Source organism: Catenuloplanes japonicus, from assembly GCF_000717135.1.
Classification (GTDB): Bacteria; Actinomycetota; Actinomycetes; order Mycobacteriales; family Micromonosporaceae; genus Catenuloplanes; species Catenuloplanes japonicus.
In genome coordinates this window covers 125,435-137,434 of sequence record NZ_JNXY01000003.1, presented here as the reverse complement: position 1 = coordinate 137,434, position 12,000 = coordinate 125,435, and the positions used below count along the sequence as shown (strand labels likewise).

The 12,000-nt window shown below is 72.3% G+C and carries 18 protein-coding genes; 11 read left to right on the top strand and 7 right to left on the bottom strand.

Going from position 1 to position 12,000, the window contains the following annotated elements; genetic code table 11:
* The first annotated feature begins 94 nt into the window (after positions 1-94).
* The gene (locus OP04_RS49230) at positions 95-898 is read left to right on the top strand and encodes a CPBP family intramembrane glutamic endopeptidase (RefSeq protein ID WP_051797183.1); all 804 of its coding nucleotides are present in this window, start codon (positions 95-97) and stop codon (positions 896-898) included.
* Here the strand turns inward: OP04_RS49230 and sigJ are convergent.
* Positions 882-1,730: an RNA polymerase sigma factor SigJ gene (sigJ, locus tag OP04_RS06325; RefSeq protein WP_033338559.1), complete on the bottom strand. Its 849-nt coding sequence runs from the start codon at positions 1,728-1,730 to the stop codon at positions 882-884. The genes OP04_RS49230 and sigJ overlap by 17 nt on opposite strands.
* A gap of 74 nt (positions 1,731-1,804) precedes the next feature.
* Here sigJ and OP04_RS06320 point away from each other — a divergent pair, with 74 nt between their 5' ends.
* Positions 1,805-2,551 carry an SDR family oxidoreductase gene (locus OP04_RS06320; protein WP_033338558.1) on the top strand — a complete coding sequence of 249 codons (747 nt, stop codon included), beginning with the start codon at positions 1,805-1,807 and terminating at the stop codon, positions 2,549-2,551.
* A gap of 143 nt (positions 2,552-2,694) precedes the next feature.
* Positions 2,695-2,931, top strand: a complete 237-nt coding sequence (locus OP04_RS06315) for a DUF6289 family protein (RefSeq protein WP_051797182.1) — start codon at positions 2,695-2,697, stop codon at positions 2,929-2,931.
* Here OP04_RS06315 and OP04_RS52995 read toward each other — a convergent pair.
* Positions 2,913-3,065, bottom strand: coding sequence for a hypothetical protein (locus OP04_RS52995; protein WP_157239360.1), 153 nt, complete (start codon positions 3,063-3,065; stop codon positions 2,913-2,915). The two genes, OP04_RS06315 and OP04_RS52995, sit on opposite strands and share 19 nt — an antisense overlap.
* Before the next feature lie 232 nt (positions 3,066-3,297).
* Here OP04_RS52995 and OP04_RS06310 point away from each other — a divergent pair, with 232 nt between their 5' ends.
* Positions 3,298-4,578 (top strand): NAD(P)/FAD-dependent oxidoreductase, encoded by a 1,281-nt coding sequence (locus OP04_RS06310; protein WP_033338645.1) that lies wholly within the window; start codon positions 3,298-3,300, stop codon positions 4,576-4,578.
* A gap of 274 nt (positions 4,579-4,852) precedes the next feature.
* Entirely contained in the window at positions 4,853-5,674 is an 822-nt protein-coding gene (locus OP04_RS06305; protein WP_232323497.1) for a PHP domain-containing protein, read from the top strand.
* Between the two features lie 4 nt (positions 5,675-5,678).
* On the opposite strand, the gene OP04_RS06300 is transcribed toward OP04_RS06305, so the two are convergent.
* Complete coding sequence (locus OP04_RS06300; RefSeq protein WP_033338557.1) at positions 5,679-6,392, bottom strand: SDR family NAD(P)-dependent oxidoreductase; 714 nt, start codon at positions 6,390-6,392, stop codon at positions 5,679-5,681.
* 69 nt (positions 6,393-6,461) lie between these two features.
* Between OP04_RS06300 and OP04_RS06295 the strand changes: the two genes are divergently transcribed.
* Both OP04_RS06295 and OP04_RS06290 read left to right on the top strand, forming a co-directional pair.
* Entirely contained in the window at positions 6,462-7,364 is a 903-nt protein-coding gene (locus OP04_RS06295) for a LysR family transcriptional regulator (RefSeq protein ID WP_033338556.1), read from the top strand.
* A 46-nt stretch (positions 7,365-7,410) separates the two neighbouring features.
* The gene (locus OP04_RS06290; protein ID WP_157239358.1) at positions 7,411-7,857 is read left to right on the top strand and encodes a hypothetical protein; all 447 of its coding nucleotides are present in this window, start codon (positions 7,411-7,413) and stop codon (positions 7,855-7,857) included.
* A 122-nt stretch (positions 7,858-7,979) separates the two neighbouring features.
* Here the strand turns inward: OP04_RS06290 and OP04_RS06285 are convergent, their stop codons facing one another.
* From OP04_RS06285 to OP04_RS06275, 3 genes are all read right to left on the bottom strand, one after another.
* The gene (locus OP04_RS06285) at positions 7,980-8,960 is read right to left on the bottom strand and encodes a serine hydrolase domain-containing protein (RefSeq protein WP_033338554.1); all 981 of its coding nucleotides are present in this window, start codon (positions 8,958-8,960) and stop codon (positions 7,980-7,982) included.
* A complete protein-coding gene (locus OP04_RS06280; RefSeq protein WP_033338553.1) occupies positions 8,957-9,139 on the bottom strand; it encodes a hypothetical protein in 183 nt (60 codons plus the stop codon). Before OP04_RS06280 ends, OP04_RS06285 begins: the two co-directional genes overlap by 4 nt.
* Before the next feature lie 103 nt (positions 9,140-9,242).
* The gene (locus tag OP04_RS06275) at positions 9,243-9,668 is read right to left on the bottom strand and encodes a VOC family protein (protein WP_033338552.1); all 426 of its coding nucleotides are present in this window, start codon (positions 9,666-9,668) and stop codon (positions 9,243-9,245) included.
* A gap of 93 nt (positions 9,669-9,761) precedes the next feature.
* Here OP04_RS06275 and OP04_RS06270 point away from each other — a divergent pair, with 93 nt between their 5' ends.
* From OP04_RS06270 to OP04_RS56390, 4 genes are all read left to right on the top strand, one after another.
* Entirely contained in the window at positions 9,762-10,706 is a 945-nt protein-coding gene (locus OP04_RS06270) for a helix-turn-helix transcriptional regulator (protein WP_033338643.1), read from the top strand.
* Positions 10,703-10,909, top strand: coding sequence for a hypothetical protein (locus OP04_RS06265; RefSeq protein ID WP_033338551.1), 207 nt, complete (start codon positions 10,703-10,705; stop codon positions 10,907-10,909). Before OP04_RS06270 ends, OP04_RS06265 begins: the two co-directional genes overlap by 4 nt.
* 93 nt (positions 10,910-11,002) lie before the next feature.
* Positions 11,003-11,401, top strand: coding sequence for a carbonic anhydrase (locus OP04_RS56395; RefSeq protein ID WP_269746663.1), 399 nt, complete (start codon positions 11,003-11,005; stop codon positions 11,399-11,401).
* A 5-nt stretch (positions 11,402-11,406) separates the two neighbouring features.
* Entirely contained in the window at positions 11,407-11,700 is a 294-nt protein-coding gene (locus OP04_RS56390) for a carbonic anhydrase (RefSeq protein WP_269746662.1), read from the top strand.
* Here OP04_RS56390 and OP04_RS06255 read toward each other — a convergent pair.
* Entirely contained in the window at positions 11,697-11,960 is a 264-nt protein-coding gene (locus OP04_RS06255; protein ID WP_033338550.1) for a hypothetical protein, read from the bottom strand. The genes OP04_RS56390 and OP04_RS06255 overlap by 4 nt on opposite strands.
* Positions 11,961-12,000: the final 40 nt, after the last annotated feature.

Genomic DNA, 12,000 nt, shown 5'->3' with positions numbered 1-12,000 from the left:
GCGCGAGGATGACCGTGACCATGACCGGAGTCATGGTGCCGGTCATGACCGCGGTGCGATGTGCTCGCGCCGCCGTCTCCCTAGCGTTCCTGGCATGACGACCTCCACTGACCTCCGTCCCCGCCTGCCGCTCCCGGTCCGTGCCGTCCTCACGCTGCTCGCGATGCTCACGGCCGCGCTCTCCCCCGGCGTCGCGATGGTGCTGCCGGACGGCCCGGCACGGAACGTGCTCTTCGGCGTGTGCGCGACGCTGACCGGGCTCGGGCTGGCGATCGCGCTGGTCCGCGGCATCGACCGGCGCCCGGTGGCCGCGCTCGGCCTGGGCCGGCCCGCCTGGGGCGCCACGCTGCTCGCGCTGGCCGTGATGGGCGGGTGCACCGCGGCCGGCACCGGGCTGGCCGTCGTGCTCGGGCTGACCACGCGGTCCGAGATGCCGGACGTGTCCGTGTGGACGTTCCTGGGCGGCGTGCTGCTGGTGCTGGTCCGGGCGTTCCTGATGCAGGGCTTCCCGGAGGAGGTGCTGTTCCGCGGCTACCTGGTGCAGTCCGCGGTCGGGCGGCTGCCGCTGTGGGGCGTGACCGCGCTGTCCGTGCTGGTCTTCGGCGTGCCGCACCTGCTCTCCTCGGCCGGCACGTCGTCGTTCGGGCAGCAGGCGCTGTTCCTGCTGCTGCCGATCGGGTTCGCGCTGCTGGCGACCGCGTTCCGGCTGCGCACCGGCTCGGTCTGGCCCGCGGTGGCCGTGCACGGCGGATTCCACGTCTGGTGGTGGGTGGCGACGCTCTGGGTGACGCCCCGGCCGGAGACGCTCGGCACGTACTACGCGGTCGTCGGCGGTGTGCTCCTGGTCGTGGGCCTGGCCGCAGCCTGGTGGACGGTGAAGGTCATGCGAACGCCGTGAGCTTCTCCGGGTTGCGGACGGCCAGGATGTCGTGGATCCGGCCGTCCGCGACCTCGGCGGCCATCAGGATGCGCGGCCCGGTCGCAGCCTGCACCAGGATCGCCGGCCCGCCGTTCGCGGTCACGATCGACCAGGTCACCGCGCCCCGTCCGAGCTTGCGGCCGAGCCCGGCCAGGAAGACCGGCAGATGCCTGGTGACCGGCCGGGTCGCGGCGCTGACCAGGCCGCCGCCGTCGGAGCGGAACACCGCGTCGCCGGCCAGCACCTCCTCCAGCCGCCGCACGTCGCCGTCCCGCGCCGCGGCCAGGAACGCCTCCAGCAGCCGCCGGTGCGTCTCCGGATCGGCCGGCGTGCGGCGATGCGCGGCCAGGTGGGCGCGGGCGCGCGTGACGAGCTGCCGCGCGTTCGCCTCGGTGACCTCGACGATCTCCGAGATCCGGCGGTACGGGTAGTCGAACGCCTCCCGCAGCACGTACGCGGCCCGTTCCCGCGGCCCGAGCCGCTCCAGCAGCATCAGCACGGCCAGCTCGATCGCCTCCGCGCGCTCGGCGCCGAGCGCGGGGTCTTCCCCGGTCGCGACCGGCTCCGGCAGCCAGGGCCCGGGGTAGGTCTCCCGGCGCGCCCGCGCGGACGTCGCCTCGTTGATCGCCAGCCGGGTGATCGTGGTCACCAGGAAGCCGACCGGATCACGCACGGTCTGGTGGTCGACCCGCTGCCAGCGCACCCAGGTCTCCTGGACCAGGTCCTCCGCCTCCGCGACGCTGCCCAGCATCCGGTAGCCGATGCCGAAGAGCCGGTCACGCGTGCCGAGGAAGTCGTTCAGCGGATCCATCTCGGTCTCCTGTCACGATCGCCCGGCCTGCCCGGTCCTCCCTACGTACACACCGTTCGACGAGAGGCACGACAGTGAAGATCGTAGTGATCGGCGGCACCGGACAGATCGGCTCCCGGCTGGTGGCGCGGCTCACCGCCGAGGGGCACGAGGCGGTCGCGGCGTCCCCGAAGACCGGCGTCGACAGCATCACCGGCGAGGGCCTGGAGGCCGCGCTCGACGGCACGGACGTGGTGGTCGACGTGACGAACGCGCCGGCCTGGGGCGACGAGGAGGTGCTGCGCTTCTTCACCACCTCGACCGGCAACCTGCTGGCCGCGGCGCAGAAGGCGGGCGTGGGCCACCACGTCGCGCTCACCATCGTCGGCGCGGAGCGGATGCCGGACTCCGGCTACCTGCGGGCGAAGGTCGCGCAGGAGAACCTGATCAAGGAGTCCGGCGTGCCGTACACCATCGTGCGGGCCACGCAGTTCTTCGAGTTCATCGCCGGCATCGCGCAGAACTCCACGGTCGGCACCGAGGTGCACATCCCGCCGGCGCAGTTCCAGCCGGTCGCGGTGGACGACGTGGTCGCCGCCGTCGCGGACGCGGCCACCGGCCCCGCCGCGAACGAGACCGTGCAGGTCGCGGGCCCGGAGGTGTTCCGGTTCGCCGAGATCGTGGCGCGCGTGCTGGCGGACGCGCAGGACCCGCGCACCGTGGTCGAGGACCCGGCCGTCGGCTACTTCGGCGCGGCACTGCCGGACGACGGCCTGGTCCCGGCACCGGGAACGGCCCGGCTGGGCACGCTCGATTACGCAAAGTGGTCCAGTAGTAACTAATTTCGACCGGGGCGGGCGGGAGAGTCCCCTCCCGCCCCGTTGCGGTGGGTTGCCGAATGGAGTCAGAAGCGACGGCAATCGATTGCCCACCGTCCACTGTGGCGCGATGCTGCGGGCACCCCCTCTACGGAAAGGCCACCCGCATGCTGCTCCGACGCGCTCTGATCGCCACCGTCCTGGCCGTGACCGCGTTCCTCGCGGTCCCGGGCTCCTCCGCCCAGGCCCGCGCCTGCCAGATCGGCCACACCTGCGACCTGTACTTCTACTCCGACTCCGCGCACACCACGCTGGTCGGCGGCATCCGCACCTACTGCGAGGGCGACACCGCCTCGTGGGGCCGCCGCACCGGCTACCAGGAGTTCTACGAGACCCCCTGCTGACGCTCACCGCCGGCGCGGACTCCACCGCGCCGGCGGGACCGCAGCGCCTGCACGCCGGCCAGCACCACGCCGAGCAGGAACATCAGCACCGGCGAACCGAGGAACAGCACGTGCAGCGGCGTCAGGGCTCCCATGGCGAGGACCGTAGCAGGCCGCCTCACCTCCGGATTTCATGATCAGTTAGCGTCCTACGCTGCACACCCCTGACGACGGACTGCGCAACCCGTTCCGGGTGCTGTGGGACGAGGTAGAAGGCTCGTTCGTGACGGGTTCCGGAAGATCATTCCGGTGACCCTGGACATAGCCGGAAACGGGACTTCCGGTCCACGACCGTCCGTTGATCAGGATGGAACGGGAGCGTGGAGAATGACACAGAACACCGCACACAGGGTCGTCATCGTCGGCGCCGGTTTCGGCGGCCTCAACGCGGCACGGGCGCTGCGCAAGGCCCCGGTCTCGGTCACCGTGATCAACGGGACCAACCACCACGTGTTCGAGCCGCTGATCTACCAGGTCGCGACCGGTGTCCTGTCCCCCGGCGAGGTCGCCACCCCGGTCCGCGACCTGCTCGGCACGCAGAAGAACGCCGAGGTCCGCCTCGGCTGGGTCACCGACGTGGATCCCGCTGCTCGCGTGGTGACGGCCACCGGCCCCGAGGGCGAGTACACGGTCGGCTACGACACGCTGATCGTCGCCGCCGGCTCCAACCAGTCCTACTTCGGCAACGACGGCTTCGCCGAGCACGCCCCCGGCATGAAGACGCTCGACGACGCGCTCGACCTGCGCGGCCGGCTCTTCGGCGCGTTCGAGGCCGCCGAACTCGCCGACGACCCGGAGGAGGCCGCGCGCAAGCTCACCTTCGTGATCGTCGGCGCCGGCCCGACCGGCGTGGAGCTGGCCGGCTCGATCTCCGAGATAGCCACCCGCACGCTGCGCGACAAGTTCCGCAACATCGACCCGGCCTCCGCCCGCGTCGTCCTGATCGACGCCGTCGACCGCGTCCTCCCCACCTTCCGCCCCCAGAACTCCGCCAGCGCCGCCAAGCGCCTCCGGAAGATCGGCGTCGAGATCCGCCTGGGCGCCAAGGTCGTCGACGTCGACACCACGGATGTCAAAATTGAGACCGCGGACGGTGTCGAGCACATCGACGCCGCCACCAAGATCTGGGCCGCCGGCGTCTCCGGCACCGCGCTCGGCCGCCGCATCGCGGAACTCACCGGCGCCGAGACCGACCGCGGCGGCCGCATCCTGGTCCAGCCGGACCTGACCATCCCCGGCCACCCCGAGATCTTCGTCGTCGGCGAGTCCATGACCCTGAACCGCCTCCCCGGCGTCGCCCAGGTCGCCATGCAGGGCGGCACCTACGCCGGCCGCACCATCGCCCGGCGCCTGGCCGGCAAGCCCACCGACAAGCCCTTCGCCTACTTCGACAAGGGCAACATGGCCGTGGTCTCCCGCTTCAACGCCGTCGCGGCGATCGGGCCGTTCAACCTCGGCGGGCCCCTCGGATGGCTGACCTGGCTCGCCGTACACGTCTTCTACCTCCAGCGCGGCCGCAACCGCACCACGGCCATGCTCCGCTGGGCCCTCAGCTTCCTGGGCCGCGCCCGCGCGGAATGGTCCATCCCCAGCAGCCGCCTGTCCTGACGGTGCTCTTCGTGGTCCGGCTCTCCGCGAAGCCGGGCCACGACCAAAATCTGGATCTTCCCGCTTTCGCGGTGGTCGCGGTCCGCACGCTCCCGCGGGCACCGGTCGCCGCCGGCGCTCCTCCCTGCCGGATCCGTGGTCCCCCGAAACCGATCCGGCCCACCGGACGATCGCAACGGCACTACCGGCCGGGGCGCGGTGGCCGGACTCGCCGTCGCGGGTGGTCGCGCCCACAACCGCTGGCCACCCCGGCCATTGATCATGGAACCTAATCGTGGGCGGCGATACGGAACGGAACGAGGCGATCACCCTGATACCCGCGGACAGCCACGTACACAGCGAGTTCTCCTGGGACGCCCGGCGTAAGGGTGGTGCCTCGATGGAGTTGACCTGCGCCCGCGCGGTCGACATCGGGCTCCCGGCCCTCGCCTTCACCGAGCACCTGGATCACACCACCTGGCTGCACTTCACCGCCCCGGCGCTGGACGTCGACGGCTATCTGGAGTCGGTCGATCGCTGCCGCACCCTCTTCCCCGGCCTGCGCATCCTCACCGGGCTCGAAGTCGGCGAGCCGCACTGGCATGCGGAGCAGGTCGGCAAGATCCTGGCGGGCGGGCGGTTCGAGCGGGTTCTCGGCTCGCTTCACTCGCTGCCGGTCACCGAGGGGATCGCCGAGGCCGGCTCCGAATATCTGCGCCGCCCGGCGGCCGAGGTCGTCCGTGACTACCTGACCGAGCTTCCCAAGCTGATCACGGGGTCGGACGCGTTCGAGGCGCTGACCCACATCGATTACCCCGCCCGCCGCTGGCCCGCCGACGAAGGGCCGTTCGATCCTTACCTGTTCGAGGACGAGTTCCGTGCCGCGCTGCGCACGCTCGCCGGGACCGGTCGTGCGCTGGAGATCAATACCCGGCTGCCGATGGACCCGACCATCGTCGGCTGGTGGCACGAGGAGGGCGGCGGCGCGGTCACGTTCGGCAGCGACGCCCACGTTCCCGAGGATCTCGCCCGCGGGTTCGCCGACGCCGCCGCCATGGCCGAGGCACACGGGTTCCGGCCGGGGCCGCGCCCCTATGACTGGTGGGCCCGCGCCTGACGCCTCAGGCGGTCGCACCGCCGTCGAGGGGGATGATCACGCCGTTCAGGTAGTCCGCGCCGGGGCCGGCCAGGAACGTCACGACCGCGGCCACGTCCGCGGCGGTGGCCAGTCTGCCCGCCGGGATCGACGGCAGGACCTGTCGCGCGATGTCCAGTGCGGCCCGCTTCGGCGCGGACATCGGGCCGTCCTGCACGAGGCCGGGATTGACCGCGTTCACCCGTACCCCCTGATGGCCGTGCTCTGACGCCCAGGACCTGGTGAGGCTGTCCAGCGCGGCCTTGGAGGAGTTGTAGAGCGCGCCGCCCGCGTAGGACTTGATCGTGCCGATCGTGCTGACGTTGATCACCCGCCCGGAACCGGACGTGATCAGCGCCGGCATCGCGGCCTCCGTGAGGAAGAACGCGGCACGGTAGTTGAGCGCCACCACGCGGTCGAAGTCCTGCTCGGTGACCGGGCCGCGGTTGTGCACGGCCGCGTTGTTGACCAGGATGTCCAGCCGCCCGAACGTGTCCAGCGTCGTCGCGACGATCCGCTGCCGCACGTCACGGTCGGTCAGGTCGCCGCCGACGAACACCGACCGAGGCAGGTCCCCTGCGACGGTCCGGCGTCCGGTGATCGTGACGGCGGCGCCGGCCTCGGTGAGCGTGCGTGCGATCACGGCGCCGATGCCGTCCGTCGCGCCCGTGACGATCGCGACTTTCCCGGTGAGATCCATGCGTCGACCGTAGGAATCACGGCTCATAAGATCAAAGACCAAAGATCAATGGCTTGATAGCGTACGCGCATGAAGTTCGACCTGCGGCACCTCGAAGCGTTCGTCGCGGTCGCCGAGGAGTTGCACTTCGCCCGCGCCGCCGCCCGCCTCCACCTGGCCCAGCCCGCGCTGTCCCAGCAGATCCTGCGGCTGGAGTCCGCGCTCGGCGTCGGCCTGCTGGTCCGGGAGCGACGCCGCACCGCGCTCAGCGACGCCGGCCGGCTGTTCCTGGTCGAGGCGCGGCGCACGCTGGCGCAGGCCCGCGCGGCCGAGGCGGTCGCGGACCGGATCCGGCGCGGCGAGCTGGGCCGGCTGCGGGTCGGCTATCACCCCACGGCGTCGTCGCAGCGGTTCCTGGCCGCGCTGGCGACGTTCGAACGGGACGCGCCGGACGTGGAGCTGAGCCTGCGCGAGCTGCCGATGGGCATGCTCGGCCAGCCGCTGCGCGACGACCTGGTGGACGTGGCGTTCCTGAGCACGCTCGGCGACGTCAGCCACGGCACCGCCGACCTGCGCACGCGCACGCTGTCCACCGAGCGTTTCCTGGTCGTGCTGCCGGCCGCGCACCCGCTGGCCGGCCGGGAGCGGCTGCGCCTGGCGGACCTGTCCGGGGAGACGCTGGTGCTGCTGGGCCGGGAGGTCTGCGCGGCCTGGCACGACGACCTGACGGCCATGTACGCGCGGGCCGGCCTCACCCCGCGGTCCGTCCGGCACGCCGGCGAGCTCGGCACGCAGCTCACGCTGGTCACGGCCGGGCTCGGCGCCGCGCTGGTCCAGGAGTCGGCGCGGCTGCTGCGCACGGACGGCCTGGCCTACGTCCCGATCGCGGACGCGGACCGCGCGATCACGTCCGCGGTCATGTGGCGCGCGGCCGACCCGTCCCGCCCGCTGGCCCGCTTCCTGGAGCTGCTCCCGGCGCAGGACGGCGTCTGAGCGCGGGAACCGCACCGGCGCCACGGGCGTCGGACCGGTCATGCGGATGATGAGGGTTCGGCCCTGGACGGCCGTGTTGACGACGGCCGTGACGGCGTTCGTGGTGTCGCTCGCGCTCCCCTGGATCCTGAACTGGAACGACGAATATCTCCCCGGCGCGACCGTCCTGTTCTCCGACGACCACGAGCCGCTGCTCGGCGCGCTGCTGCTCGCGCTCTGGGCCACCGCGGTGGCCGGCACGGTGCGCCGATGGTGGGTGGCGTTCCCGGCCGCGGTCGCGGCGCTCGCGATCTGCCCGGTATACTACGCGGTCGGCATCTCGCGGAGCACCGGCCTGGCCGCGGGCCGCGACGCGCAGGGCCGGTTCGTCGAGTGGGTGATCCAGGACCGTCCCGCGGCCGGGTTCGTCGTGGCCGGGGCCGCGGGCGTGCTGCTGTGCGCGTCCGTCCTGTTGCGACGGTACGAGCGGCGGCCGGCACCGGTCGGATCCTGAGCCTTCGGTGTCGAGGTGACGACGCGTAAGCCTCCAGGCTGCTATTTCACGAAATTTCGGGCACGAGGTGCCCGCAGATCGCGGCGGTTCCGGACCTCGGCACCGAAAGGTCAGTAGCCGTGTCAGCCGGAGAAGCGCTCGCGGAGGTGCCGGAAGATCGGCCAGGCGCCGGGCGACGTGGTGGAGATGACCGTGTAGGTGAGCGACGACGCCGGGTCGTGGACGGACGCGAAGGAGATGCCGCTGTCGTGGCCGAGGAGCATGGCCTGGTCGCGAGCCGACGGAAGGAAGAAGCCGAGCCCGCAGCGCATCCGCTCGCCGGGGACGTCGTTGTGCGGGCGCGTCATCTCGGACACCCACGATGCGGGCACGATGCGGCCGGCGAAGAACGCCCGCCAGAACGAGCTCAGGTCGGCCACGGTGCTGTACGCCCCGCCGTCGCCGACGCCGCGCACCGGCAGGTGGAACACGTTGCTGCGCCACCGGCCGTCGCCGAGGTCGAGATAGCCGGTCGCGGTCCGGGCCGGGAGCTCGTCGGCGCGCGGGAAGATCGTGTCGTGCAGGCCGGCCGGGTCGCAGATCACGGTCCGGACCAGGTCGTGGTACGGCACGCCCGCGACCCGTTCCGCGATCAGCGCCAGCACCACGTAGGCGCCGTTGCAGTAGGCGAAGCGCTCGCCGGGCGGGAACGCGGCGGGGTGGCCGTCCAGCACCGCGAGGTAGTCCTCCGGCGCGGCGAGGTGCTGCATCGGGCCGGGCAGCAGATAGCCGTTCACGTCCGCGTCGTCGTCGAGATAATCGCCGATGCCGGAGCGGTGGGCCAGCAGGTGCTCGACCGTCACCCGGTCGTCGATGAGCGGCAGGTCCGCGCCCAGCACCGATCGCGCGGTGGTGGACAGCTCCAGCCGGCCCTGCGCGATCAGGCTCACCACGACCAGCGCGGTCAGGCCCTTGGTGCCGCTGGCGATCGCGAACCGGGTGCCGAGCGTGTTCGCTATGCCGTGCGCGCGGTGCGCCAGGCCGTAGGCGCGGGCGAACTCGACCTCGCCGCCGCGGTCGACGGACACCACGCCGGAGAAGTCGTCCGGGACCGGGATCGTCACGGCGTGTCCCGGTGGTGGCCGCCGCCGAGGCGACGGCGGAGCGCGGCACGGTCGATGCGGGCGTGGTCGGCCTCGGCGCGGTCGATCGTGCGGTCGGTGACCCACCAGTGCCACCGGAAGGCCAGCAGCATGAGCGCCGCCAGGCCCACGATGACCAGGGTGAGGACCGTTCCGAGCATGTGATGACGGTAGCCCCCGCGGGCAAGCGTCGCGAAACGCGGGACACGGCCGGAGCGTGGAAGCTCCGGCCGTACCATGGGCGGAATTGGATCTTTGAAAAGCTCAGGCCGCGGGGTACGCCACCGCGATGTCGAGCGTCCAGGTGACGCCGAAACGGTCCTTGAGCATGCCGTAGAGCGGCGCCCATCCGGACGGCGCCAGGTCGGCGATGATCGTGGCGCCGTCGGCGAGCGCCTTCCAGTGTGCGTTGAGCTCGGCCTCGTCGGTGCCGCGGACGGAGACGAAGACCGGCTTGTCCCCGGCGTCGTAGGTCTGGCCGGCCGGCACGTCGTAGGCCATGACGTGGAACCCGTTCGGCGCCTGGACCTGGCCCCAGGCGACCAGGTCGGCCTCGTCCGGGCCGAACGCCGGGTACGTCTGCGCGTGCGTCACGATCACCAGGTTGCCGCCGAAGACCGACCGGTAGAACTCCAGCGCCGCACGGGCGTCGCCGCGGAAGTTGAGGTGGGTGGTCGTGGTGAGGCTCATGGGTTTCTCCCTGCGCTGACAACGTCTGACAGGAGAAAGATTCGCAGCGGTAGTGGCCAGGATGTGGCCTCTACTCGCGGCATGATCGTGGGCATGCCGAAAACCTCCGCACGACTGCTCGCCATGCTGTCGCTGTTGCAGGCCCGCCGCGACTGGCCGGGCGCGCTGCTCGCCGACCGGCTGGAGATCAGCCCGCGCACCGTGCGCCGGGACGTGGACCGCCTGCGCGAGCTGGGCTACCCGATCGCCACGATCAAGGGCCCGGACGGCGGCTACCGGCTGGGCGCGGGCACGGAGCTGCCGCCGCTGCTCTTCGACGACGAGCAGGCCGTGGCGCTGACCGTCGCGCTGCAGGTCGCGGCCGGCAGCGGCGGCGGCATCGGGGACGCGGCCGGCCGCGCGCTGAACACGGTCCGGCAGGTGATGCCGACGCGGCTGCGGCACCGGATCGACACCGTGCGGGTGACGTCCGTGGCGCGCCCGGCGCCGGAGGTGGACGGCGCGGTGCTGGTCGAGGTGAGCACCGCGGTGCGGCGGCAGGAGGTGCTCCGGTTCGACTACGGCGAGGGGGTACGCCGCGCGGAGCCGCACCACGTGGTCACCCGGTACGGCCGGTGGTACCTGGTCGCCTGGGACCTGGACAAGGACGACTGGCGCACGTTCCGGATCGACCGGATGACGCCGCGCACGCCGACCGGCCCCCGGTTCACGCCGCGTGCGGTGCCCGGCGGCGACGTGGCCGCGTTCGTGACCGCACGGTTCCAGGGATCGGACACCGGGTGGCAGTGCCGCGGCGAGGTGATCCTGGACAAGCCGGCCGCGCGCGTGGCCGAGTTCGCCGGCGACGCGATCGTGGAGGCGCTGGGCCCGGACCGCTGCCGGATGCTGGTCGGCTCCTGGTCGTGGCCGGCGATGGCCGCGACGCTGGGCCGGTTCGAGGCCGAGATCGAGGTGGTCGGACCACCCGAGCTGCGGGACGCGTTCGCCCAGCTGGCCCACAGGTTCGCGCGCACGGCGGGCGTTATCGTGGGCCGATGAGCGCCGAACCCAAGCCGCAGCGCCCGGTCCCGCTGATCCTGCTGATCGGCAGCGTGTTCGTCACCGTCACGGTGGTCGAGGTGCTGCTCGGCGGCGTCGATCGCACCTGGATCGTCAGCGGTCTGCTGCTGGTCGGCGAGTTCGTGATCGGCGTGGTGCTGGCGGTCGCGGTGTGGACGCTGATCATGGCGCGGCGCGACTGACCCTTTCCGGCGTGTGGCCTGCGTCGCAGACATCGACGGGAGTCCGGGCGAAGAATGCTCGGGTCCCGCAACCGATAGACGTGGAGAACGTCGATGTCGCTCCCTGCCATAGGCCGTCGCTCACTGCTCACCGCCGGTGGTGTCGCGGCCGGCGCGCTGGCCTTCCCGGCCGCCGCTGCCCAGGCTTCCGAAGCCGCGCCCACCACGCCCGCCGCCGCGATCCGGCAGCTGCTGGAGGGCAACCGGCGCTTCACCGCCGGGCGCTCCCGCCACCCGCACCAGACTCTGGCCCGCCTGCACGAGGTCGCCGCCGGGCAGCACCCGTGGGCGGTCCTGCTCGGGTGCGCCGACTCGCGCGTCTCGCCGGAGCTGCTGTTCGACCAGGGCATCGGTGACCTGTTCGACGACCGTGTGGCCGGCAACATCGTGGACGACCTGCTGCTGGGCAGCATCGAGTACGCGGTGGAGGAGAGGAGTTCGCGCCGCCGCTGATCCTGGTGCTGGGCCACGAGCGGTGCGGCGCGGTCAGTGCCACGATCAACGCGATCAACACCGGCGCGCACGCGCCCGGCCACATCGCGACCATCGTGGAGGCGCTGCGGCCGATCGTGACGCCGTTCGCGTCCGCGCCGGACGGCGTCGAGCGTGCGGTGCAGGCCAACGTCACGGCCCAGGCCGCCGCGATCGTCGCGCGGAGCGAGATCGTGCGCGAGCGGGTCGAGTCCGGCGCGACCGCGGTGGTCGGCGCCCGCTACGACCTGGACACCGGCGTGGTCACGCTGGTGCGCTAGGCGGCTTGAGCCGCGTGCAGCGCCGCGTACCGGCCGTTGCGCGCGATCAGGTGCTCGTGCCCGCCGATCTCCACGATCCGGCCGTGGTCCAGGACCACGATCCGGTCGGCCCGGCGGATCGTGGAGAGGCGGTGCGCGCGGGTGACCGGGATCAGCGAGGCCATCTCGCCGACGCGCGCGGCGAACACCTCCGTCTCCGGGCGGAAGCGCTCGTTGCGGGGCCGGGAGCGTCGCGCGACCGCGAGCGCCAGCGGCCGCATCGTTCCCGTCCATGGGCTTGCCGGGGTGCAGGTCAGGAGT